Raw genomic sequence first — 22,989 nt, forward strand, 5'->3', positions numbered from 1 at the left:
TGCTCCCAACTCGTGTGCGGACGATTCAGGTCGCGGGCTGTCGCAGTACGGCGACACCCCTGGGGGCCAGGACGAGCCCGCCGCCGTCTCCGGCACCGCCGATCAGGGGTTCCCCGGTGAGCCCGGTCAGCGGCACCGTCGTATCGGTGCGGTTGACCAGGAACAGATAGCGGCTGCCACCGCCGTGGCGCACCGCCAGCTCGACGCTTCCCCGGGCTCCGTCCGGCAGTTCACTGCGGACCCCGGCGGGCGCGAGCAGCGCGGGCAGCAGTCCGGCGAGGCCGCCGGGGCCCAGCCGGGTGGAGACGTACGCGGCCGAGCCCCCGCCCGCCGCGCGGCGGGTGACGGCGGGACGGCCCGTGTACGTACCACTGCGGTAGTGGGCCAGCACCTCCACCTCGGCGTCGGTGACGGTGATCCGGTCGGTCCACAGGGTGCCGGTGGCGGTTTCATCCGAACCGGACACGGACTCGATGTCGACGCTCTCGCCGTCGAGCAGCGGGCCGAACTCCTCGACGCGGATGCCGAGCAGCTCGCTCAGGGCGCCCGGGTAGCCGCCGAGCCAGACGTGGTCGTTCTCGTCCACGACACCGGAGAAGTAGGTGGCGATCAGGTGGCCGCCCTGCTCGGCGTACCGGGTGAGGTCCTTGGCGAGGGCCGCGGGGACCATGTGCAGCACCGGCGCGATCAGCACCTCGTACCGGTCGATATCGGACTGCGACGTGATGACGTCGGCCCGGATGCCGAGGGCGAGGAGGGCTGAGTACCAGTCCAGCGCTTCCTGGCGGTAGTCGAGGCGGGAGGTCGGGTGGGAGTCCTGTTCGCTCGCCCACCACGACTCCCAGTCGAAGACGATCCCGACCCGGGCCGGTTCGCGTTCGGTCCCGGCCACCGGGGCGAGGGTCCGCAGGGTCCGGCCGAGGGCGGCCACCGCGCGGAACACCTCGCTGTCGGGTCCGGCGTGCGGCACCATCGCCGAGTGGTACTTCTCGGCCCCGGCCGCCGACTGCCGCCACTGGAAGAAGCACACGGCGTCGGCGCCGTGCGCGACGTGCAGCAGCGCGTCCCGGGCCAGCTCGCCCGGCCGCTTGGCCACGTTCACCGGCTGCCAGTTCACGGCGCTGGTGGAGTGTTCCATCAGGAACCAGGGGCGGTGGCCGGAGATGCCGCTGGTGAGGTTCGCGGAGAAGGACAGCTCGTCGCGGTCCTGCGGGCCGGGGTGGACGTAGTGGTCGTTGGAAACGAAGTCGATCTCACCGGCCCAGTCGGCGTAGTTCATGCCCTTGGTGCCGCCCGTCACCATGAAGTTGGTGGTGACGGGGATGCCGGGGGTGAGGTCGTGCAGCAGGTCCCGCTCCGCGCGCAGGTGTTCCTTCAGCGCGTCGGAGGAGAAGCGCTTGAAGTCCAGCTGCTGGGTGGGGTTCGGGTGGGAGGCGGCCAGCCGGGGCGGCAGGATCTGCTCCCAGGCGCTGTACCGCTGGGACCAGAACGCGGTGCCCCAGGCGTGGTTGAGCGCGTCGAGGGTGGTGTAGCGGGAGCGCAGCCAGTCGCGGAAGGCGCGGGCGGCGTCGTCGGAGTAGTCGTAGATGTTGTGGCAGCCCAGCTCGTTGGAGACGTGCCAGGCCACCAGGGCCGGATGACCGGCGTACCGCTCGGCCAGCTTCCGCACCAGGCCCAGCGCGTGGGTGCGGAAGACGGGCGAGGTGGGGCGCCAGTGCTGCCGCGCCCCCGGCCACACCGTCTCACCGGAGGCGGTCACCGGGAGGATCTCCGGGTGTGCCGTGGTGAGCCAGGGCGGCGGGGACGCGGTGGCGGTGGCCAGGTCGACCCCGATGCCACCGGTGTGCAGCAGGTCCATGATCTCGTCGAGCCAGCCGAAGTCCCAGGTGTCCTCGGCCGGCTGGATGCGGGCCCAGGAGAAGATCCCCACGGAGACGATGGTGACACCGGCCTCGCGCATCAGCCGGATGTCCTCCTCCCACACCTCGCGCGGCCACTGCTCGGGGTTGTAGTCCGCGCCGTAGCCGAGGCGTGGGGTGGGGTCACCGTCCGTCCCGTGCGGGGGCTGGGACTGGAGGGTGGAGATCATGGGGTTCCTTCCGGTGAACCGTACGGGGCGGCGCGAGGGGGCTGGTTACTTCTCGACGGTGAAGCCCTGCTCTTCCCCGTACTTGACGGAGGCGTCCTGCCAGGACTTCAGACCGGCGGCGAGCTTGGTGTTCGAGACGTAGGCCTTGCCGACGGTGTCGTTGAAGATGGAGTTGGCGTAGACCTGGTAGGGCAGGTACGACCAGCCGCGGCCGACGTTCGCGGCCGACTCGGCGAAGATCTTGTTGGCCTTCTGCCCGCCGAAGTACGGGAACGCGGTGTTCTGGAACGCGTCGGATTCGAGGTCCGCGGTGGTCGCCGGGAAGGCGCCCTCCTTGATGCGGGTCTGCACGCCCTTGCCCGCATTGGCGTACTCGGCGAAGGCGTAGGCGAGTTCCTTGTTCTTGCCGAGGGTGGGCAGGGCCAGGGAGCTGCCGCCGTTCTCCGCGGTGGTCGTGTCGCCCTCCGTCCACTGCGGCAGCGGTGCCACGCGCCAGTCGCCGGAGGCCTCCTTCACGCCCGAGACGAAGTTGGCGGGCATCCAGGCGCCGGTGGTGAGGGTGGCTATGGTGCCGTCACCGAGGCCCTTGTACCAGTCGTCGGTCCAGCCGGTGATGGGCGCGACCAGCTTGTCGTCGAGGAGCTTCTGCCAGGTGTCGGTGTACTTCTCGGCGCCCGAGTCCGAGAAGTCGATCTTCACCTTGGTGCCGTCGACCTTGTACGGGCGGGAACCGGCCTGCCACAGCATGCTGGTGGCGGTGCCACCCTCGCCCGTGTCGGCGGCGATGTACGCCTTGGGGTTGGCCTTGTGCAGATCGCGGGCGGTCTCGACGTACTCGTCCCAGGTGGTCGGCACCTTGAGCTTGTACTTGTCGAAGACCTTCTTGTTGTAGAACATCGCCATCGGCCCGGAGTCCATGGGCAGGGCGTAGACGTCCTTGCCGGACTTCACGGAGTTCCACGGGCCCGGGGAGTACTTGCCCGCGAGCTTGTCGGCGCCGTACGGGGCCAGCTTGTCGAGGGCCTTGGTCAGGGCGTACTCGCCCAGCGCGTAGTACTCGATCTGCGCGAGGTCGGGGACACCCTTCTTCGCGGCGATGGCGTTCTGCAGGGCCTTGTACTGGTCCTTGTTGGTGCCCGCGTTGACCAGGTCGACCTTGACCTTGGGGTGTTCCTTCTCGAAGTCGTCGGCGACCTTCTTGAGCGTGGGCTCCCAGGCCCACACCTTCAGGGTGCCGCCCTTCTTCAGGGCCGCGTCGATGTCCTTGGCGGACACCGGCTTCTGTTCGGCGGCGCTGTCGTCGGAGCCACCGCAGGCGGTCGCTCCCAGGGTGAGGGCGGAGACCAGGGCGATGCCGCGCAGCAGGCGGCGAGCGTTCTTGGGCATGGGCGTGCTTTCCACTTCTTCGTGGTGCGGGACTCTTCGTGGTGCGGGACGGTGGGGCTGTTCCTTGACGGGGCGGGGCTATTCCTTGACGCTTCCGGCGGCGAGCCCGGACTGCCAGTACTTCTGCAGCAGCAGGAACGCGGCGATCAGCGGCACGATGGTGATCAGGGAGCCGGTGATGACGAGGTTGAACACGGCCTCGCCCCCGGCGGTCGCGGCCTGGGCGTTCCAGCTGTTGAGGCCCAGCGTCAGCGGATACCAGTCCGGGTCCTTCAGCATGATCAGCGGCAGGAAGTAGTTGTTCCAGGTGGCGACCATCGTGAACAGCAGCACGGTCACGATGCCGGGGGCGAGCAGCGGCAGGACGACCTGGAAGAAGGTGCGCACCTCGCTCGCCCCGTCGATGCGGGCGGCCTCCAGCAGTTCGTCGGGTACGGCCTCGGTGGCGAAGACCCACATCAGATACAGGCCGAACGGCGAGATGAGGGACGGGATGATCACCGCCCAGGGGGTGTTGGTCAGCCCCATCTCGCTGAACATCAGGAAGGTGGGGACGGCCAGCGCGGTGCCGGGTACCGCCACCGCGCCGATGATGACGGCGAAGACGGCGCGCTTGCCCGGGAAGGTGAACTTCGCCAGGGCGTAGCCGCCGAGGACCGCCAGCAGCGTGGCGCCACCGGCCCCGACCACCACGTACAGCACGGTGTTCAGCAGCCAGCGAGTGAAGACACCGTCGTTGTAGGTGAACGTCTGGCTGATGTTGTCCCACAGGGCGAAGTCGCCGCCGAACCACAGCCCGAACGACCGGGCCAGTCCCTCCTGGGTCTTGGTGGCGCTGATGACCAGCCAGGCCAGCGGCACCAGCGAGTACAGCAGGACCAGCCCGGTGAGGACGGTCAGCAGCACACTGCGGCGCGGGCGGCGCCCTTCGGCGCGCTTGCGGGGCCCGCGCAGCCGGGGCGCGGAGCCCTGGGCGCCGGACGTGGCGGGGGCGGGCCGGGAGGCGGTGGTGACCGGGGTGCTCATCGCTTCACGCTCCCTTGCGCATGCCGCGCAGCTGGACGACGTAGGCGATGACCATGGTGATCAGCCCCATGATGATGGCGACCGTCGCGGAGTAGTTGTGCTGCTGTCCGGAGAAGGACAGCGAGTACGTGTAGAAGTTCGGGGTGTAGTCGGTGGTGATGGAGTTGGGCGCCAGCTTCTGCAGGATGTTCGGCTCGTTGAACAGCTGGAAGGTGCCGATGATCGAGAAGATCGTGGCGATGACCAGGGCGCCGCGGATCGCGGGGAGCTTGATGGCGGTGATGACGCGGATCTGCCCGGCGCCGTCGATCTCCGCGGCCTCGTAGAGGGAGTGCGGGATGACGCGGAGCGCGGAGTAGAAGATCAGCATGTTGTAGCCGACGAACTCCCAGGTGACGATGTTGCCGATGGACGTCAGCACCAGATCGGGCGACAGCGGGTTCGGCAGCGACGTCCCGAGGGCGTCGTTGATGTCGCTCACCAGGCCGAAGCGGGTGCCGTACATGAACCCCCACATGAGGGTGGCGACCACGGCGGGCACCGCGTACGGCAGGAAGATCGAGATCCGGAAGAAGTCGCGCCCGTAGAGCCGCCCGCTGTCCAGGGCGAGGGCGACGAGCAGGGCGATGCCCAGCATGATCGGCACCTGCACCATCAGGAACAGCGACACCCGGGCCAGGGACTGCCAGAACCGGTCGTCCTGCAGGGCCTGTTGGTAGTTGTCGAAGCCGACGAACGTGGTGCCGCCGATGAGCTGGTCGCGGAAGAGGCTGAGGTAGACCGAGTAGGCGATGGGCGCCAGGAAGACGAAGGCGAAGACCACCACAAAGGGGCCGATGAACCCCCAGCCTGACCAGGAGCGGCGGTCCCGCTTCGCCGGAGGCCGGGCCGGGCGCCGTTTCACGGCGGCGGGGGGTTGCAGCGTCGTCATGTCGTTCCTCGCTCGTCCATCACGGAACCGGCGCCGTGCGCCGTCGCGATGTTTGCGTAAACATTTCGGCGCTCAAGCGGACGCGGAGGTGTTATGTTTACGTAAACATCTGATGGCGGAATGTCTACACTGCCCCAATGACGGTGGTCAAGAGCCGTCTGGCAAAACCGGGACGCAGGCAGCGAGGGAGAAAGTGGAAGCAGCGGACAGCCCCTCGGCGGACGACACCCCGGCGGACGGCGGCACCACCCGGCCCCGGGCCGCCCGGCGCGCGCAGCGCGCGTCCATGGCGGACGTGGCCCGTCTCGCCGGGGTCTCCGCGCAGACCGTCTCCCGGGTCTCCAACGGCTACCCCGGTGTCACCGAGGAGACGCGGCAGGACGTGCTGGCCGCCATGAAGCAGCTCGGCTACCGGCCCAACAGCGCCGCGCGGGCGCTCAAGCGCGGTGAGTTCCGCACCATCGGCGTCATCACCTTCACCCTCTCCACCACGGGCAATGTGCGCACGCTGGAGGCGATCGCCACCTCCGCGGCACACGAGGGCTACGCCGTGACCCTGCTGCCCGTCGCCGTCCCCACCCAGGACGAGGTGCGCGGCGCCTTCTCCCGGCTGGGCGAACTCGCCGTCGACGCCGTCATCGTCATCATGGAGGTCCATCTCCTCGACGCGGCGGCGCTCTCCCTGCCGCCCCACGTCCAGGTCGTCGTGGCCGACTCGGACGCCGGGGACCGCTACACGGTGGTCGACACCGACCAGGCGGGCGGCACCCGGGACGCGGTGGACCATCTGCTCGGCCTCGGCCACCGGACGGTGTGGCATCTCGCCGGGCCCGAGGGCTCGTTCGCCGCGCAGCGCCGCGCCGACGCCTGGCACGCGGCGCTCACCGAGGCCGGGTGCGCCGCGCCACCGCTCGTACGGGGCGACTGGTCGGCCGAGTCCGGCTACCGGGCCGGGCTCGCGCTCGCCGCCGAGGACGACTGCACGGCGGTGTTCGCCGCCAACGACCAGATGGCGCTGGGACTGCTGCGGGCCCTGCACGAGAAGGGCCGGAAGGTGCCGGACGACGTCAGCGTCATCGGCTTCGACGACATCCCCGAGGCCGGGTCGTTCCTGCCACCGCTGACCACCGTGCACCAGGACTTCGCCGAGGTCGGGCGCCGCTGCGTCGAGGGCGTCCTGCGCCAGGTGCGGCAGAGCGCACCGGGGCGCGGGACCACGCTCGTCCCCACCCGGCTCGTCCCGCGCCACAGCACCGCGCCGCCGCCCGGGCGGTAGAAAGGCGAACGGCCGGTCCGGGGAGCGGTGTGCTCCCCGGACCCGCCGGGGTGGGGTATACGGCGGTGGCGGCTCGGCGAGACCATGCTGGCGGTGGCGGGGAGCGACCGTACTTCCATCTCCGCCTGCTTCTCGGGGTCCGCCTTGTCCTTGCTGAGGACCGTGCCGAGGAACCCGAGCAGGAACGAGAGCGGGATCGACACGATGCCCGGGTTGGTGAGCGGGAACCAGTGGAAGTCGACGCTGTTGAAGATGGCCGTCGGGGAACCCGAGATCGCCGGGGAGAAGAGGATGAGGATCAGCCCCGACCCCAGGCCGCCGTAGATGCTCCACAGCGTCCCCGCCGTGTTGAAACGCTTCCAGTACAAGGTGTAGAGGATCGTCGACAGGTTCGCGGACGCGGCGAGCGCCAGGGCCAGCGACACCAGGAACGCGACGTTCTGGCCGCTGGTGACGATGCCGCCGACGATGGCCAGGACGCCGACCGCGATGGCGGTGAGACGGGCGACCTTGATCTCGGAGCGCGCGTCGGCCTTCCCCTCCCGCAGCACGTTGGCGTAGACGTCGTGCGCGAACGAGGCCGAAGCGGTCAGCGTCAGACCGGCCACCACCGCGAGGATCGTCGCGAAGGCCACCGCGGAGACGATGCCGAGGAGCACCGCGCCGCCGACCTTGAACGCGAGCAGCGGTGCCGCCGAGTTCTCCCCGCCGGGGGCCTCCAGGATCGCGTCCGGGCCGACCAGCGCGGCAGCGCCGTAACCGACGACCAGGATGCCCAGGTAGAAAATGAACATCGACCAGGAGCACCACACCACCGACCGGCGCGCCTCCTTGGCGTTCGGCACGGTGTAGAAGCGCATCAGCACGTGCGGCAGGCTGGAGATGCCGAGGACCAGCGCCAGGGACAGCGAGACGAAGTCGAGCTTGTCCATCGCGCCGTCGCCGTACCAGCCGCCCGGCTCCAGCAGGCTCTCCCCCAGCGGGCTGCGCTGCGCCGCCTGGTCGAGGATCGCCGAGAAGCTGAAGCCGAACTTGCCGACGATGAACACACTCATGAAGGTCACACAGGCCAGCAGCAGCCCCGCCTTGATGATCTGCACCCAGGTGGTGCCCTTCATGCCGCCCACCAGGACGTAGAAGACCATCACGAGGCCGACGGCCGTGATGACGAGGGCCTGGCCGCCCTTGCTGTGCACGTTGAGCAGGAGGGCGATGAGCCCGCCCGCGCCCGCCATCTGGGCGAGCATGTAGAAGAACGTGATCACCAGCGTGGCGTTCGCCGCCGCCGCGCGCACCGGGCGCTGCTTCATCCGGTAGGCCATCACATCGCCCACGGTGAACCGGCCGGTGTTGCGCAGCCGTTCGCCAACGAGCAGGAGGGCGACCAGCCAGGCGACGAGCCATCCCACGGAGTAGAGGAAGCCGTCGTAGCCGTGGACGGCGATCGCCCCCGAGATGCCGAGGAAGGACGCCGCGGAGAGGAAGTCGCCGGAGAGGGCGATGCCGTTCTGCACGCCGGTGAAGGCGCTTCCCGCGGCGTAGTAGTCGGCCGCGGTCTGATTCCGGGTGGTGGCCTTGTAGACGATGAACAGCGTAATCAGGACGAATACGACGAATACGCTGACGTTGATGACCGGGCTGCCGGTGGCCTCACCCGCGCTCTGCAATGTCATTCCTTGTCGGCCCCTGCCAACTCGCGCACCTTGTCCACCTGCGGGTCGATTTTCTTGTCGGCGAAGCCCCGGTACAGCAGAACGATCGCCATCGTCGACACGAACTGCAGCAGGCCGAAGGCGGTCCCCATATTGACCGAGCCGAACACCTTACGGCTCATGAAACCATGACCATACGCCGAGAACAGGGCGAAGGTCATGTACCAGCAAAAGAAGAGCGCGCTCATGGGGAAGACGAACCGGCGCAGCCTCTTGCGCAGCCGGTCGAATTCCGGGCTCTCCTGGATCGCGGCGAAGTCGGGCTCGCCGTTTTCATTGCCGCGGCCGGCGAACCCCTGTCCAGTGGCCCGCTCGGATGAAATGGGCGCGGGCGGCCGCACCGCTTTCGTCATGGTCCTCTCCCGGAGTTTCGGGCAGGAGAATTCGTACCGATCTGCCTGCAGTGGATGGTGGGGAGGAGGAGCAACCCGCAGCCCCATGGCGGGGTCAGTGTAGTAAGGCGCCGGATGCCGTCAACGACCGGGGATACCCCGTGGACCGGCCCGTCCTGGGATGCACCAGTGGCACCCCATCCAGGTGATTCGATGCCACATATGCCGCTACGAACCGCTTGTGATCACCTGTCAGAACTTCTCAGGATGTGCGCTTTTACCGATCCTTCCTCCTTTCGATCCGTCTGACCTGGTGTCACGCCATGGCGGCGACCCCTGACCACCGGACTTGCGGATTTTTCGTGAACGGAGGATGCATGCAATGTGATGATGTTGGTGGATCGCCCCATCTATGCGAACGTGTGGGAGGCTGCTCCACTACGGGGCCCGCAATGATGTCCCGCCGTTGTTACCGCTGATCAGAGTGCTCTACACTCGCCACCGCCCGAGACGCGTTTGGCGTCTCCACAAATAGAGCCTGCGGCAATGGGTTCCCGAGGACGGAGGTAGGTAAGCGGTGGGTTTCCTCGACCGCTCGCGCATTATCGCAGGGCCGGGGTGGAATCGATGGCTGATTCCCCCGGCGGCGCTTGCGATTCACTTCTCCATTGGCCAGGCATATGCCTGGAGCGTCTTTAAGACGCCGCTGGAAAAAGCCCTAGACATATCGGGCACCGCCAGCGCACTGCCCTTCCAGATCGCCATTCTCGTCCTCGGTCTCTCCGCCGCCTTCGGTGGCACGCTCGTCGAGCGCAAGGGACCGCGGTGGGCGATGTTCGTGTCGCTCGTGACCTTCTCCTCGGGCTTCCTGATCGCCTCGCTCGGTGTCGCCACCAGCCAGTACTGGCTGGTCATCTTCGGATACGGCGTCGTCGGCGGAGTCGGCCTCGGCATCGGCTACATCTCGCCGGTGTCCACGCTGATGAAGTGGTTCCCGGACCGCCCGGGCATGGCCACCGGTACCGCGATCATGGGCTTCGGCGGCGGCGCGCTGATCGCCTCCCCCTGGTCGTCGCAGATGCTGTCCTCCTTCGGCAGCGACACCAGCGGCATCGCCAAGACCTTCCTGGTGCACGGCCTGGCCTACGCCGCGTTCATGACGCTCGGCGTGCTGCTCATCCGGGTACCGGCCGACGGCTGGCGTCCGGCCGGCTGGGTCCCCAGCGAGGACACCGGGAAGGCGCTCGTCACCACGGCGAACGTGTCGGCGAAGAACGCGGTGAAGACTCCTCAGTTCTGGCTGCTGTGGATCGTGCTGTGCATGAACGTCACTGCGGGCATCGGGATCCTGCAGAAGGCCGCCCCGATGATCCAGGACTTCTTCCAGGACACCGACGCCCCGGTGAGCGCGACCGCCGCCGCCGGATTCGTCGCCCTGCTGTCCCTGGCCAACATGACGGGCCGCTTCGTCTGGTCGTCGGTCTCCGACGCGATCGGCCGGAAGAACATCTACCGCCTGTACCTGGGCGCGGGTGCTCTGCTCTACCTGACCATCCTGCTCGGGAAGAACAGCAGCACCGTGCTGTTCGTGGTCGCGGCCATGGCGATCCTGTCGTTCTACGGCGGCGGGTTCGCGACCGTACCGGCCTATCTGAAGGACCTGTTCGGCACGTACCAGGTCGGCGCGATCCACGGTCGGCTGCTGACCGCGTGGTCGGTCGCCGGGGTCGCCGGGCCGATCATCGTGGACGCCGTGGCGGACGCCGGGAAGAAGTCCGGGAACTCCGGACCGGGCCTCTACGCCGTCTCCTTCTACCTCATGATCGGGCTCCTCGTCATCGGCTTCATCGCCAACGAGCTGGTGCGCCCGGTGAACCCGAAGTTCCATGAGCCGGAGCCGAAGCCGAAGTCGGAGTCGGAGCCGGTGGCCTCGGGTGAGCGGGGCGGCGAGGCCGAGAAGGCCGAACCGGCTGAGAAGGCCCAGAAGGCCGAACCGGCCGCGGAGAAGGCCGAGTCGACCGACAAGGCCGAGTCGGCCGAGTCGACCGACAAGGCCGAGTCGGCTGAGTCGACCGACAAGCCCGCGTCGGCTGAGAAGGCCGCGTCGGCCGAGAGGGGTAACTGATGGCTCACCAGGACGATCCTTCGCAGAGCGCGGCCGTGAAGTCGTCGCCCGTTCTGCTGGCCGTGGCGTGGCTGTGGGTGGCCATTCCCTTCGCGTACGGCCTCTATGAGCTCGCCATGACGAGCCGAAAGCTGTTCGAGTAGAGGTGTTCGCGCCGGCACATCACCAGTCCGGCCGCGGGCGTTTCCGCCGCCCCCGGCCAGGCCGGTGTGCCGCCGGTCGTTCGACTTCCTCTTCAGGAGAAATCCCAGGAGAAAGCGCATCGTGATACATCGCTGTGGCCAAGCCGCTCCGGGCGCGGAGCGCGTCTCGTGACCCCGGGCAGGCATGCGGCCGAAGTTGCACGCGGCCCGGGGCTGTGGGCCACTATCGTGCAATGGCGAAACTGGCGGCTTCCGGTCAAGATGGGCGCCGTGCTGGTGGTGCCCGCGCTGCTGGCGGTCGCCTTGGGTGTCGTCCAGATTCAGCGCGAAGTCGAACGCGCCAACTCGTACGCGGACATGCAGCAGCTGGTCAAGCTGCGCTCCGGGCTGATGCCACTGCTCGGAAGCCTCCAGATGGAGCGCACCATGGCCGCCGAACACCTGCGTGAGAAGGCGGACGCCGGTTCCGCCGACATGCTGCGGCAGGCCCGGTCCACCGACCGCGCCCGGACCGTGCTCACGAACACCGAGCAGCGGGCACCCCTGCTCAAGGGCGCCGCGGGGGTCCGCTACAAGGACGCCACCAAAGCCCTGGGCGGCCTGACCGATCTGCGTCAGCAGGTGACGTCCGGCAGCATCAGCTCCTGGGCCGCGGTGAACAGGTACCGCACCGTCATCAACAGCCTGCTCGACCTGGACCAGTCCCTGGGCAGCCGGTTCGCCGAACCCAAGCTGACCGGGCCCGCGTCCGCGCTGTACGACCTGGAGGCGGTCCAGGAAGAGGTCCACCTCCAGCATGTGACCCTCCTGGAGGGCATGGAGCCCGGGCAGCCCATGGACACCAAGCTGATCCGGGCGCTGGAGGAGTCCGACATCCGGCTGCAGGAAAAGCTCGGCGACTTCCGGGCCGTGGCCACCCCCTCGGAGCAGGAGATGTACCAGCGGACGGTCACCGGCAAGCTGGTGGCCAAGCGCTCGGATCTGGTGCGTACCGCGCTGTCCCGGTCCCAGGACGCCGAGCAGGGCGTCACCACACCGCCGATCCCGGCCTCCCAGTGGAACCGCAGCTCGGAGACGACAGCGGTACTCCTGGGCAAGGTCGAGAAGAACCTCGCCCAGCAGCTGCGCGTGAACTCCGCCCAGTTGCAGGACCAGACCAGTAACCGGGCCGGTGCCTACTCCGTGGGCCTGCTCGCGGTGCTGCTGCTCGCCCTCTGGATCGGTTTCGCGATCGGCCGGCATCTGCTGCGATCGCTGACCGTGCTGCGCTCCACCGCGCTCGACGTGGCCGAGAACCGGCTCCCGGCCGCCGTCTCCAGCATCCGCGAGGGCGAGAAGGCGGACACCGCCGTCAGCGCCGTGCCGGTGCACACCACGGAGGAGTTCGGGCAGCTCGCCCGGGCCTTCGACGCGGTGAACGGGCAGGCCGTGCGTCTGGCGTCGGAACAGGCCGCGCTCCGCGGCGACCTGCGGGACACCCTGGTCAACCTCTCCCGGCGCAGCCAGACCCTGGTGGACCGGCTGCTGCGGCTGATGGAGCAGCTCGAACGGCACGAAGAGGACCCGGACCAGCTCGCCAACCTCTTCCAGATGGACCACCTGGCGACCCGGATGCGGCGCAACAACGAGAACCTGATGGTTCTCTGCGGCAGCACGCTCGTCCGCACCCACGGTCACCGCGTGCAGCTGGAGGACGTCCTGCGGGCCGCGGTCTCCGAGATCGAGCACTACCAGCGCGCCGAGGTGCAGGCCTCCGCCTCCGTGGCGGTGACCGGCTACGCGGCCGGTGACCTGGCGCGGATCATCGCCGAACTGCTCGACAACGCCACCGCGTTCTCCCCGCCGGAGACCCAGGTGGTCATCAGCACCACGCCGCGCCGCGACGGCTCCGCCCTCATCGAGGTCCGCGACCAGGGCATCGGGATGAGCGGCGCCGAACTGGCCAAGGCACATCGGCGGCTGGAGGCAACCAGTTCCGAGGAAGCCTCGTCTTCCCGTCAAATGGGCCTCTTCGTCGTCGGCCGTCTGGCAAACCGCCACGGCATCTCTGTGAACCTCAGCTCGGAGTGGGGCGCGGGTCTGCGGGCCGGTGTGCTCGTCCCGGCGAACCTCGTACCGACGGACCGGTCCGACGACGCTCCCCGGGGCAACTCGCCCCGGCGCGGCGGTCCGACGCCGACCGCCGCCAAGGCCTTCGAACCGGCGCGGCCACAGGGCCAGATCACGGCGGCCCCCGCCGTGCGCGAGACCTCCAACGGGGTCCGTCCGGCGGCCGCCGCCGACTCCGGTACGCGGTCTGCGGGTTGGGGCGGGCCGCAGCAGGACCGTTCCGCCTCGGCCGGAACCGGTACGGCTGACTCGAACACTCAGGGCGGCCTGCCGAAGCGGCTGCCGCGCCGTACGCCTGGCGGGCCCGACGGGGCCAACGGGGCCGGACGCCCCGGCCCGGTCGGCAAGGGCACGCCGGACACGTCCCGCGACGCCGCCGAGCACGGGTCCCAGCACGCCGCCGAGCACGGCAGGACACCGGCGGACGGACCGGCCGCCCAGCACGACGCCCAGAAGGCCCGGCCCACCACCGGAAACGGCCTGGTGCCACCGCAGCGGTCGGGTCAGGAGCAGTGGTCGGGTCAGGAGCAGCAGCGCGCCACCAGCGCGTCGTGGTTCACGCCGCCCGCCTCGGATGACGCGCCATCGGCACCGGCACAGCCGTCGGCACCGGCACCGGCGCCTGGTCCGGCGCGCCCCCGTCCCCAGGGCTCCTCGCGTCTGTTCACCCCGCCCTCCGAGCAGACGGAACCCCTGCCGGGGAACGGCCCGGACCAGGGGGCCGACCGCCGCCCGGGCGGTCCCGCCGAGGCCCCGGCCGACTCCTCGGACACCGCGGAGGAGGCCGACCGCACCCAGTCCGGGCTACCGAAGCGGACCCCGCGCGGGCCCCGGCCCGGTGAACGTCCCGCGCCGCGTACCGCCCCCGGCAAGGCCAAGCCGAGCCAGGACGCGGGACAGACGCACAGCTTCCTCAGCAACTACCAGTCAGGCATCCGTCGGGCCCGCCCCGACGAGCGCTAAAATTCCATCGACGAACGGGCAGGAAAGAAGCCATGACCTCACCCCACCCGCGGGAGGTGAGCCAGTTCGGATGGCTGGTCACCAACTTCACCGAACGTGTTCCCAATGTGGCCCACGCCGTGGTGGTATCAGCCGACGGGATTTTGCTCACCGCCTCCAACCGGCTGGCGGGAGACTACGCCGAACACCTCGCCACCATCGCCGCGGGCGCCATCAGCCTGATCCAGGGCGCCGCGCGGTGTCTGGACACCGGTGAGGTGAAGAGCACGGTGATCCAGATGGAGTACGGACATATGCTGCTGATGTCCATCAAGGACGGCTCGTGCCTGGTGACACTGGCGGCACCGGACTGCGAGATTGGTCAGGTGGCTTACGAGATGGCCGTGCTCGTGGACCAGGTCGGCGAAATGCTGACCCCCGAACTACGCGCCGAGCTGCAAGGATTCCAGCAGACAGCAGCCCGCTAGCCCGGATGAGGAGATCATGAGCACCGGTGAAGGCCCTTCCGGGCACACTCGGAGAGACCAGGGCGCGGAGGACGACCAGACCTTCGCCGACGTGCTCAACGCGTTCAGTTTCGGCAAGGCACGGCGGCCGCGGAAGAAGTCCGGCTCCGACTCCGGCTCCCAGCCGGAGACCGCGGCCCGCCAGCAGCCGGAGGAGGCGCCGCCCGCCGCTCCCCAGGACCCGTACGCGTACCCCCCGTCGCAGGACGAGGAGCACGCGGCGTGGGAGGACGGACACGAGCAGCAACAGGGCTCGCCCTCGTTCGTGCGCGCCTATACGTGGACGGGTGGTCGCACCAGGTCCCAGCATCACTTCGAGCTGGAGACCCTGGTGACGACCACCGAACTGGGGCACCAGTCCGCCTCCTTCACCCACGCGGACCACGTTCCCGTGATCTCGCTGTGCCAGGAGCCGAAGTCGGTGGCCGAGGTGGCGGCACGACTCTCGGTGCCGCTGGGCGTGGCCAGGGTTCTGCTCGGCGACATGGCGGACCGGGGGCTGATCGCCGTCGAGCAGACCGGGACCGAAGAGGGCGAAGTCCCGAGCGTGACGCTGATGGAGCGGGTGCTGACCGGGCTCAGGCGGCTCTAGGAGCCATCACCCCGGTGGTGTTCGCCCCGGTGGCGCGGGCCGTCCTGGTGCGCCAGGTCGTAGGGGCGCGGATAGGCGGTGGGCCGGTAGCCGACGTAGCGTGCCTCGGCTGCCGGATCCTGCGCCTTGGCCGTCGAGTTGAGCGCGTCCGGCGAGGTGTTCCAGTGGCCGGTGGCGAGCCGCCGCTCCAGCGTGTGCACGGCGGCGAGGGTTTCGCCGGGGCTGAAGGTGCAGTGGCCGGGGGCGTCGACGTACGCCTGGCGCAGCAGCCCCGCCGATCCGCCGCCGGTGGCGGCCCGGCGGTAGGCGCTCTCGGACTGTACGGGGATCAGCCCGTCTCCGGTGGTGTGGATGTTCAGCTGCGGGTCGGTCAGCCTGCCGGTGAAGCCGCTGGTGTGCCGCATCCACGCCACGGCTTTCGGGTCGGCGGTGGTGCGGGGCGCGCGGTCCAGGGCGGCGAGGTCGTCGCGCAGGGGCAGCCCGGCCTCCTTGTACAGCTCGGTCACCTCCTTGTAGACCGAGGACCGCCGCAGCATCGCCGCGTAGTCGACGCCGGTGTTCCAGGACGGGTTGCCGCCCGCGCGGGACTCGGCCTCCTGCCGCCAGGAGAACGCGGCGGTCCGCAGCAGTCCGGAGACCGCCGCGTACTGGTTGGCCTGCTGTCCGGCCCAGTCGGCCGGGCCGGGCTTCGGCTGCGACGCGTCGTTGTGGCCGGGGATGTTGTGCAGGGCGGCGGCGAGCGCGATCCGGGCCCGGCCCCGCGGGGTCTGCTGGGCGGCGGTCAGTTTCCCGGTGAGCGCGGTCGCGGCGTCCTTGGCCGCCGCCTGGTCGGCGAAGCCGGTGAGGCGGATGCCGGAGTCGGGGGCGAGGAGGGTCTTCAGCGCGAAGACCGGGTCGAGGGTGCTGTTCCAGTTGGCGACCCCGCCCTGGACGAGTCCGCACATCGACAGCGATCCGTCGATCCGGTCGGGGTGGCGCTCGGCGATCGCGGTGGTGACGAACCCGCCGTACGACTGGCCCCAGGCGAGGGTCTGCCGGGCCGCGCCGAACCGCTGCGCGAACAGGTCCAGCGTGGCCAGTTGGTCGGGCACCGCGTCGGTCACGGCCCAGCCGGTGGTGGCGTACGAGGAGCCCGCCAGGGCGTACCCCTGGTCCAGGAGCCGGGCGCGCGTCTGTGAACTCGGCGCGTTCTGGGCCGGGTTGGGGGCGCCCTGTGGGGTGTAGCCGTGGCTGAAGAGCAGCAGGGTGCCGTTCCACCGCGCGGGCACGTCCACCATGTACGCGGCCCCGGAGGCCAGCTGGCCTTCCAGGTGCTCACCTTCGGCGCTCGCGGCCTGCGCGGGCAGGGCGGGCAGCGTGGTGGCGGCGAGCACGGCAGTCGCGGCGAGGGCGAGAGCGCGGGCGCGGGCGCGGGGCTTCACGGGCGGACTCCTTCGGTGGCGGGGACATCGGCGGAGGGGGCGGTGGCGCGGTCGTCGAGGGTGTCGGCGTGGGTCTCGCGCAGCCGCCACACGGTGAGCGCGGTGATGGCCGCGCCGCCGCACAGCAGCAGCGCGAGCGGGGTGCTGCCGCCGCCGTACGCCGCGAGCAGGCTGCTCGCGATCAGCGGTGAGAAACCGGCCCCGACCAGGGTGGCGAGCTGGTAGCCGAGGGAGGCGCCCGTGTAGCGGACACGGGTGCCGAACATCTCGCTGAGCAGGGCCCCGAGCGGTCCGTACATGGTGGACTGCGCCACGCCGTGGCCCAGCGCCAGGGCCAGGATCAGCAGCCCGGGGGATCCGGAGTCGACGAGCGCCAGGACCGGGAAGGCGAGCGCGGCCGACGCGACGGCCCCGGCGAGCACGACCGGGCGGCGGCCCACCCGGTCCGACAGCGCGGAGGCGGCGGGCAGCGCGAAGAGGGCCACGCAGGAGGCGACGGTCACGGCGGTGAGCACCTGCGGCCGGGTGTACCCGTTGCGTACGGCGTACGAGATCATGAAGCTGGTCAGCAGCGCCTGGGCCGTGAACGCGCCGATGCCGACGCACCCGGCCAGCAGCAGCGGCTTGGGGCTGCGCAGCACCTCGGCGAGCGGGGGCTTGTCGTACGGCCGGGTGTTCCGCGACTGGGCTTGGGCCTCCGTGAACAGCGGGCTCTCGGCCACCCGCAGCCGTACGAACAGCCCGACGGCGAGCAGCGCCACGCTCAGCAGGAACGGCACCCGCCAGCCCCAGGCCCGGAACTCGTCGTCCGGCAGGGTCGAGACGATGGTGACCACGCCCGCGGAGAGCATCGAGCCGAGCGGGGCGCCGAGTTGGGTGAAGCTCGACCACAGGCCACGGCGCTGCCGGGCGCCGCCGGTGCGCTCGGCGTGTTCGACGACCATGAGCATGGCGCCGCCCCACTCACCGCCGATCGCGAGGCCCTGGACGACGCGTAGGGCGACCAGCAGCACCGGCGCCCAGACGCCGATCGCGTCGTAGGTGGGGAGGAGTCCGATGGCGAAGCTGCAGGTGCCCATCAGGACCATCGTGAGCAGCAGCATCGACTTGCGGCCGAGCCGGTCGCCGAAGTGGCCGAAGACGATGCCGCCGAGGGGCCGCGCCAGGTATCCGGCGGCGAAGGTGCCGAACGCGGCGATGGTGCCGACGGCGGGGTCGGCGTCGGGGAAGAACAGCTCGCCGAAGACGAGCGCGGCGACCGTGCCGTACACGAGGAAGTCGTAGAACTCGACCGCGGTGCCGAGCAGGCCGGACAGTGCGACGCGGCGCAGCTGCCGGGAATCGGGGGGCGGCGGAACGGGGACGGGGGCTGGCTGCACGGGAAGCTCCCTGGTGCCGTCGGGGTGGCATGGAGACGGTGCCGTTGGTTCCCGCGAAGGTAGGCAGATATCCGACTGCGGTCAATGTTCTGCACAACATTTGTGCGCGACTGACAGCGCGACGGACTGCGGGACCGGCTTCGGTCACCTGTTATCGCGTGCGGTTGAGCAGTCGGCTAGCGCACCGGCACCAGGTCGAGCAGGCGCTCCGCCGCCGTCCGCGCCCCCGGTGTCAGGCGCTCGTGGACGGCGCGAAAGGTCTTCTCGGCCTGCTCGGCGGGCCAGTCATCGGGCAGGTGCCGGACCGGGAGCCGGGGGTCCTGCCGGATGATCCGCAGCCACTCGGTGGACAGCCGCAGCCGGGCCACCAGCGACGCGTCGTCCCCGGCGGACGTGTGCTCCTGGGGCTGCCAGCGGCGTACGAACTCCTCGTACCGCCCGGCCAACGCGGGCAGCTCCCAGGTCTCCTCGATCATCGCGCCGATGTCCATGCCCGCGTCGGCGTGGGCGCGGAACACCTTCACATGCGCGGCCAGGCCCAGTTCGTTGAGGATGGGCACCACGTCGACCTCGCCCTGTGCGATCCACAGCCCGCTGAACAGCGGCCCGAAGCCGTTCCAGGTGAGCTGGGAGCGGAGGTCGTGGCGCTGGCGCTGCCAGGACTCGGGCAGCGAGAAGCCGAGCAGGGTCCAGGTGCCGTCCCAGTTGCGGTTGACGGCGCCGGTCTGCCAGATGCGACCCTCGCCGTCCCGCAGCACCGTCTCCGAGCGCTCGGTGAGCCCGAAGTACATGCGGCGGCCCTCGCGCTGCCGCCGCAGCAGGCCGCGCCCCACCATGCGGGTGAGCGTCGAGCGGGTCGCGTGTTCGCCGACACCCGCACGGCCGAAAAGGTCGATGACGCTCCCCGAGTACACGCACACGTCCCGGCCCAGCACCCAGTCCCCCAGGAAGGTGAGCATCAGCGACTGGGGCCGGGGGGCGGCATCAGCAGTGGTCACGGTGCCAACCGTACGCGCATCCGCCGACAGCGCGTCCGCCGCCGCCCGTGGGACACCCCGTGGGACACCCCGTGAGACACGACGGCGGCCCCGGCCCGTCGGGGGTGGGCCGGGGCCGCCGGTACACCCGCGCCAACGGGCGCGGGAGTCCCGCGCCGCTGGGCGCGGGGGTCACCGTGAGCAGGTCACTCCTGCCCCATCTCCAGCACCAGCTTGCCGGTGGTGCGGCCGCTTTCGAGGCGGCGGTGGGCCTCTGCGGCGTCCCGCAGCGGCAGCACCTGGCCGACCGCCACGCGCAGTTCGCCGTCGAGCACGGCGCCGACCGCCTGCCGCAGCACGGCGGACACGGCTTCGGGGCGCTCACCGCTGAGCGCGCCGAGGTTGAAGCCGAGGACGCCCTTGCCGCTGAACCACAGCTCGTTCGCGCTGAACGGGACGTCGTCCGCGCCCGAGGCGTTGCCCATGGCGACCAGGCGCCCGCCCTGGGCCAGCGCGTCGAGGCTCGTACGGCGGGCCGCGCCGCCGACCGGGTCGACGGCCACGTCGAAGCCCCGCCCATCGGTGAGCCCGGCCACGGATCCGGGGAGGTCGTCGCGCAGGACGACCTTGTCGTAGCCGAAGGCGGCCGCCGCCTCGATCTTGTCCGGCGAGCCCACCGTGCCCACGACCTGGCTCGCGCCCAGCAGCCGCGCCACCTGGCCGAGCTGGCTGCCCGCGCCACCGGCCGCGGCGTGCACGAGCACCCGCTCGCCCTTGCGCAGCCGGGCCACCTCGCTCAGGACCAGCCACGCGGTGGTGCTGTTGGAGGGGACGGCCGCCATCAGGGACCGGTCGGCGTCGTCCGGCAGCGGGGCGACCAGGTGTGCGTCGGTCACCGCGACCGAGCCGTAGCCGCCGCCCATGGTCATGGTCAGCGCCGTGACCGGCTGGCCCACCCGCAGCCCGGTGACGCCGTCGCCGAGGGCGCGGATGTGTCCCGCGGCCTCGATGCCGGGTACGTACGGCAGCGGAACGTCCACCGCGCCCTGCCGGAACAGGATTTCGGCGTAGTTCACCCCGGCGTGGGTCACCTCGATGGACACCTGGCCAGGACCGGGCACGGGCGCCTCGGCCTCGGTGTACTCCAGCACCTCGGGTCCGCCGAAGCGGGGGATGGTCACAGCGCGCATGGCACGTCACTCCTCACAAGCAACAGAATGAACAGAGAGAAATCAGGGGGGTGTTCAGGTGGCGACGGCCTCGGCGTCGCGCTCGCCCTCCGCCGCCACGGTGACGGGCTTCGCCGCCCTCGACCGCAGCAGCAGCGCCGTGGCGACGGCGGACACCAGGCAGAGCCCGGCGAAGATCCACAGCGTGAGGTGCAGCGCCTCGGGGAAGCGGGGGCCGGACAGCCGTCCTCCGGTACGGGCCGCCAGGACGGCGCCGACGACGGCGATGCCCAGCGTCTCCGCCGTCAGCTTCGCGGTGTTGAACGTGCCAGCGGCGGCGCCCGCGTGCTCGGCGGGGACCGCGTCGACCGCCAGTCCGTCGAGCAGCCCTTGGGCGACGGCCACGCCGACGCCCGTCACGACCAGGGCCGGGAGCAGCGAGGATCCCGTCGCCAGCCAGGCCGACCCGGCGGCCACCAGCACCAGCGAGGCCACCACCTGGACCGAGCCGGGCACCCAGCGGACCAGCGCCCCGCAGATCAGCGGGATGAAGAGGACCGGGCCGGTCAGGGCCACCATGGACAGTCCGGCCTCGCCGGTGCTCATGCCCGCGACGGCGTGGAAGTAGGCGGGCAGATAGGTGAGCAGCGGGCCGAACAGCCCGACCACCGCGACCACGGCCAGGCACAGCCCCAGGAAGCGGCCGGTGCCGAAGAGCCGGAAGTCCAGCAGCGGTTCGGCCACCCGCCGCTCGACGGCCACGAACGCCACCGACAACACCACCGAGGCGACGAGCGAGCCCGCCACCGCCACACTGCCCCACCCCAGCTCGGGGCCCTCCACCAGAGCGAAGATCAGCAGCAGCAGCGCGAGGGTGAACAGCGTGCCGCCCGCCCGGTCCAGCTGGCCGCGCGAGGCGGCGGGCCGGGAGGCCGGGAGGGAGCGGAAGAAGACGAGGCAGCCCAGGCCGATGACACCGGGCAGGGCGAACGCGGCCCGCCAGCCCCAGCTGTCCACCAGCAGCCCGGCCAGCGTCGGCCCGAAGGCCAGGCCGATCCCGATCGTGGTGCCGAAGAGGCCGAACACCTTGGACCGGGCCGGGCCCGTGAAGGCCTCGGCGAGCACGGCGCTCGCACCCGTGGTGGTCGCGGCCGCGCCGACCCCGGAGATCAGCCGCGCCACGTCCAGCACCACGATGTCCTGGGCGGCGGCGCTGATCAGCGCGCACACCGCGAAGAGGGCCACACCGGACACGAAGACCCGGCGGCGGCCGAGCCGGTCCGCGAGGGCACCGGTGATCAGCATGAATCCGGCGAAGGTGGCGCTGTACGCGTTGACCACCCACTGGGTGGCGGCCAGGCTCGCGTCGAGCTGCGCACTGATGTCGGTGAGCGCCACCGAAGCGCCGGTCAGGGTAAAGGGAACGAGAAAGACCGCCATCAGTGGCAGCAGCAGCGTCCCGGCGCGACGCATCATCACATCCAATTCGCGGTGGGGGGTATGGATCCGACACGGGGCTCACCCCGTGTACCTACCACTGTGTCCGCCTCCGCTCATGGCCCACTCACGCCGGACTCACGCCTTCCGGTGGATCTTCCGTCGGACGCGGGCAACCGTGTCAGACTCCCTTGCGACGGCGGTGACATGAGACCCGCCGCGAGTTGAGACCACATTCTCTCCAAGCGCGAATGAGGTGCAAGGAAATCCATGCGCAGGACATCACTGGGATCGACCGGGATATCCGTCAGCAGGTTCTGTCTCGGCACCATGATGCTGGGGTCGTGGGGTAACGCCGACGTTTCCGACTGTGTGCGTCTTGTACACACCGCGCTCGACGCGGGCGTCAACTTCATCGACACCGCGGACATGTACGCCGGGGGCGAGACGGAGGAAATTGTCGGCCAGGCGCTCAAGGGACGCCGGGACGATGTGGTGCTGGCCACCAAGGTCCATTTTCCGATGGGCGACGACCCGAACCACGGCGGGAATTCCCGGCGCTGGATCAGGCGGGCCGTCGAGAACAGTCTGCGCCGCCTCGGCACGGATTATCTCGACCTGTACCAGATACACCGGCCGGACCCGTCCACGGACATCGACGAAACGCTGTCGGTGCTGTCCGATCTGGTGCGGGAGGGCAAGGTGATGGCCATCGGGTCGTCCGACTTCTCCGCCGAGCAGATCGTGGAGGCCCGGTGGACGGCGGAGCGCCGCGGCCATGTGCCGTTCCACACCGAGCAGCCCCCGTACTCCCTGTTCATGCGGGGTGTCGAGCGGTCGGTGCTGCCCACCGCACAGCGGTACGGCATGGGCGTGATGACCTGGAGCCCGCTGGCCAGCGGCTGGCTGACCGGCCGCTTCCGCAAGGGGCACGGTGACGGCATCGGCGAACTGGGCTCGTTCCGCAGCGACATGATCCCGTACAAGTTCGACCAGTCGCTGCCGGGCAACGCGCGCAAGCTGGCCATCGTCGAGGAGCTGGTGAAGCTTGCCGCCGAGTGCGGGATTCCGGTGTCCCACCTGGCGGTGGCGTTCGTGCTGACGCATCCGGCCGTCTCGTCGGTCATCATCGGGCCACGGACGGTCGAGCAGCTGACGGATCTGCTGGCCGGGGCGGAGGTGACGCTGGACGACGCGGTGCTGGACCGGCTCGACGCGCTGGTGGCGCCGGGGACCGACCTCAATCCGTCGGACGCCGACTACACGCCGCCGCACTTCGCCGACGCGTCCCTGCGGCGTCTGCCCGTGCGGCGGCGCGGCGCCTGAACCACTCCGTAACTGCTCCGGCCCGGGCAAAACGCGGTGTGCGAACCCCCCAATTCCCACGCCAGGTTGGATCGGAGCACCATAAGCACC

At 70.2% G+C, this 22,989-nt stretch carries 17 protein-coding genes and 1 pseudogene; 7 read left to right on the forward strand and 11 right to left on the reverse strand.

Features of this window, described 5'->3' with window-relative positions; genetic code table 11:
* Positions 1-25: 25 nt before the first annotated feature.
* The 4 genes from ACFV9T_RS22495 to ACFV9T_RS22510 all read right to left on the reverse strand — a co-directional run bounded on the left by ACFV9T_RS22495 (position 26) and on the right by ACFV9T_RS22510 (position 5,432).
* Positions 26-2,089 (reverse strand): beta-galactosidase, encoded by a 2,064-nt coding sequence (locus ACFV9T_RS22495; RefSeq protein WP_385443077.1) that lies wholly within the window; start codon positions 2,087-2,089, stop codon positions 26-28.
* Positions 2,090-2,134: 45 nt separating this feature from the next.
* Complete coding sequence (locus tag ACFV9T_RS22500; protein ID WP_385443079.1) at positions 2,135-3,475, reverse strand: ABC transporter substrate-binding protein; 1,341 nt, start codon at positions 3,473-3,475, stop codon at positions 2,135-2,137.
* A gap of 78 nt (positions 3,476-3,553) precedes the next feature.
* Positions 3,554-4,501, reverse strand: a complete 948-nt coding sequence (locus ACFV9T_RS22505) for a carbohydrate ABC transporter permease (protein ID WP_385443082.1) — start codon at positions 4,499-4,501, stop codon at positions 3,554-3,556.
* Between the two features lie 4 nt (positions 4,502-4,505).
* Complete coding sequence (locus ACFV9T_RS22510) at positions 4,506-5,432, reverse strand: carbohydrate ABC transporter permease (RefSeq protein ID WP_385443084.1); 927 nt, start codon at positions 5,430-5,432, stop codon at positions 4,506-4,508.
* A 286-nt stretch (positions 5,433-5,718) separates the two neighbouring features.
* Between ACFV9T_RS22510 and ACFV9T_RS22515 the strand changes: the two genes are divergently transcribed.
* A complete protein-coding gene (locus ACFV9T_RS22515; RefSeq protein ID WP_385443124.1) occupies positions 5,719-6,708 on the forward strand; it encodes a LacI family DNA-binding transcriptional regulator in 990 nt (329 codons plus the stop codon).
* Between the two features lie 86 nt (positions 6,709-6,794).
* On the opposite strand, the pseudogene ACFV9T_RS22520 reads toward ACFV9T_RS22515, so the two are convergent.
* A pseudogene (locus ACFV9T_RS22520) lies at positions 6,795-8,381 on the reverse strand (cation acetate symporter); the annotation flags it as partial.
* Positions 8,378-8,773, reverse strand: coding sequence for a DUF485 domain-containing protein (locus ACFV9T_RS22525; protein WP_385443086.1), 396 nt, complete (start codon positions 8,771-8,773; stop codon positions 8,378-8,380). The gene ACFV9T_RS22525 and the pseudogene ACFV9T_RS22520, both read right to left, overlap by 4 nt.
* Before the next feature lie 556 nt (positions 8,774-9,329).
* Here ACFV9T_RS22525 and ACFV9T_RS22530 point away from each other — a divergent pair.
* From ACFV9T_RS22530 to ACFV9T_RS22550, 5 genes are all read left to right on the forward strand, one after another.
* Entirely contained in the window at positions 9,330-10,877 is a 1,548-nt protein-coding gene (locus ACFV9T_RS22530) for an MFS transporter (RefSeq protein WP_385443088.1), read from the forward strand.
* Positions 10,877-11,020: a hypothetical protein gene (locus ACFV9T_RS22535; protein WP_385443091.1), complete on the forward strand. Its 144-nt coding sequence runs from the start codon at positions 10,877-10,879 to the stop codon at positions 11,018-11,020. Before ACFV9T_RS22530 ends, ACFV9T_RS22535 begins: the two co-directional genes overlap by 1 nt.
* A gap of 228 nt (positions 11,021-11,248) precedes the next feature.
* A complete protein-coding gene (locus ACFV9T_RS22540; protein ID WP_385443094.1) occupies positions 11,249-14,092 on the forward strand; it encodes a nitrate- and nitrite sensing domain-containing protein in 2,844 nt (947 codons plus the stop codon).
* Positions 14,093-14,124: 32 nt separating this feature from the next.
* Entirely contained in the window at positions 14,125-14,559 is a 435-nt protein-coding gene (locus ACFV9T_RS22545; RefSeq protein ID WP_385443097.1) for a roadblock/LC7 domain-containing protein, read from the forward strand.
* Positions 14,560-14,575: 16 nt separating this feature from the next.
* Complete coding sequence (locus ACFV9T_RS22550; RefSeq protein ID WP_385443100.1) at positions 14,576-15,190, forward strand: DUF742 domain-containing protein; 615 nt, start codon at positions 14,576-14,578, stop codon at positions 15,188-15,190.
* Here the strand turns inward: ACFV9T_RS22550 and ACFV9T_RS22555 are convergent.
* The 5 genes from ACFV9T_RS22555 to ACFV9T_RS22575 all read right to left on the reverse strand — a co-directional run bounded on the left by ACFV9T_RS22555 (position 15,187) and on the right by ACFV9T_RS22575 (position 21,612).
* Positions 15,187-16,611 carry an alpha/beta hydrolase family protein gene (locus tag ACFV9T_RS22555; RefSeq protein WP_385443103.1) on the reverse strand — a complete coding sequence of 475 codons (1,425 nt, stop codon included), beginning with the start codon at positions 16,609-16,611 and terminating at the stop codon, positions 15,187-15,189. The two genes, ACFV9T_RS22550 and ACFV9T_RS22555, sit on opposite strands and share 4 nt — an antisense overlap.
* Positions 16,608-17,990 (reverse strand): MFS transporter, encoded by a 1,383-nt coding sequence (locus ACFV9T_RS22560; RefSeq protein WP_385443104.1) that lies wholly within the window; start codon positions 17,988-17,990, stop codon positions 16,608-16,610. The genes ACFV9T_RS22555 and ACFV9T_RS22560 overlap by 4 nt, the downstream gene beginning before the upstream one ends.
* Positions 17,991-18,166: 176 nt before the next feature.
* Positions 18,167-18,988 (reverse strand): PaaX family transcriptional regulator C-terminal domain-containing protein, encoded by an 822-nt coding sequence (locus ACFV9T_RS22565; RefSeq protein ID WP_385443107.1) that lies wholly within the window; start codon positions 18,986-18,988, stop codon positions 18,167-18,169.
* A 185-nt stretch (positions 18,989-19,173) separates the two neighbouring features.
* Complete coding sequence (locus ACFV9T_RS22570) at positions 19,174-20,157, reverse strand: zinc-binding alcohol dehydrogenase family protein (RefSeq protein ID WP_385443109.1); 984 nt, start codon at positions 20,155-20,157, stop codon at positions 19,174-19,176.
* A gap of 54 nt (positions 20,158-20,211) precedes the next feature.
* Positions 20,212-21,612, reverse strand: a complete 1,401-nt coding sequence (locus tag ACFV9T_RS22575; protein WP_385443110.1) for an MFS transporter — start codon at positions 21,610-21,612, stop codon at positions 20,212-20,214.
* Positions 21,613-21,843: 231 nt separating this feature from the next.
* Here ACFV9T_RS22575 and ACFV9T_RS22580 point away from each other — a divergent pair, with 231 nt between their 5' ends.
* Complete coding sequence (locus tag ACFV9T_RS22580) at positions 21,844-22,899, forward strand: aldo/keto reductase (RefSeq protein WP_385443113.1); 1,056 nt, start codon at positions 21,844-21,846, stop codon at positions 22,897-22,899.
* Positions 22,900-22,989 lie beyond the last annotated feature (90 nt).

It is taken from the genome of Streptomyces sp. NPDC059850, from assembly GCF_042731515.1.
In the GTDB taxonomy this organism is placed as follows: domain Bacteria; phylum Actinomycetota; class Actinomycetes; order Streptomycetales; family Streptomycetaceae; genus Streptomyces.

What these genes read in the sequence shown, in the direction of transcription:
- ACFV9T_RS22495 (WP_385443077.1), bottom strand. Translation starts at nt 2,089, where the DNA reads ATGATCTCCACCCTCCAGTCCCAGCCCCCGCACGGGACGGACGGTGAC.
- ACFV9T_RS22500 (WP_385443079.1), bottom strand. Translation starts at nt 3,475, where the DNA reads ATGCCCAAGAACGCTCGCCGCCTGCTGCGCGGCATCGCCCTGGTCTCC.
- ACFV9T_RS22505 (WP_385443082.1), bottom strand. Translation starts at nt 4,501, where the DNA reads ATGAGCACCCCGGTCACCACCGCCTCCCGGCCCGCCCCCGCCACGTCC.
- ACFV9T_RS22510 (WP_385443084.1), bottom strand. Translation starts at nt 5,432, where the DNA reads ATGACGACGCTGCAACCCCCCGCCGCCGTGAAACGGCGCCCGGCCCGG.
- ACFV9T_RS22515 (WP_385443124.1), top strand. Translation starts at nt 5,719, where the DNA reads ATGGCGGACGTGGCCCGTCTCGCCGGGGTCTCCGCGCAGACCGTCTCC.
- ACFV9T_RS22525 (WP_385443086.1), bottom strand. Translation starts at nt 8,773, where the DNA reads ATGACGAAAGCGGTGCGGCCGCCCGCGCCCATTTCATCCGAGCGGGCC.
- ACFV9T_RS22535 (WP_385443091.1), top strand. Translation starts at nt 10,877, where the DNA reads ATGGCTCACCAGGACGATCCTTCGCAGAGCGCGGCCGTGAAGTCGTCG.
- ACFV9T_RS22545 (WP_385443097.1), top strand. Translation starts at nt 14,125, where the DNA reads ATGACCTCACCCCACCCGCGGGAGGTGAGCCAGTTCGGATGGCTGGTC.
- ACFV9T_RS22550 (WP_385443100.1), top strand. Translation starts at nt 14,576, where the DNA reads ATGAGCACCGGTGAAGGCCCTTCCGGGCACACTCGGAGAGACCAGGGC.
- ACFV9T_RS22570 (WP_385443109.1), bottom strand. Translation starts at nt 20,157, where the DNA reads ATGCGCGCTGTGACCATCCCCCGCTTCGGCGGACCCGAGGTGCTGGAG.
- ACFV9T_RS22575 (WP_385443110.1), bottom strand. Translation starts at nt 21,612, where the DNA reads ATGATGCGTCGCGCCGGGACGCTGCTGCTGCCACTGATGGCGGTCTTT.
- ACFV9T_RS22580 (WP_385443113.1), top strand. Translation starts at nt 21,844, where the DNA reads ATGCGCAGGACATCACTGGGATCGACCGGGATATCCGTCAGCAGGTTC.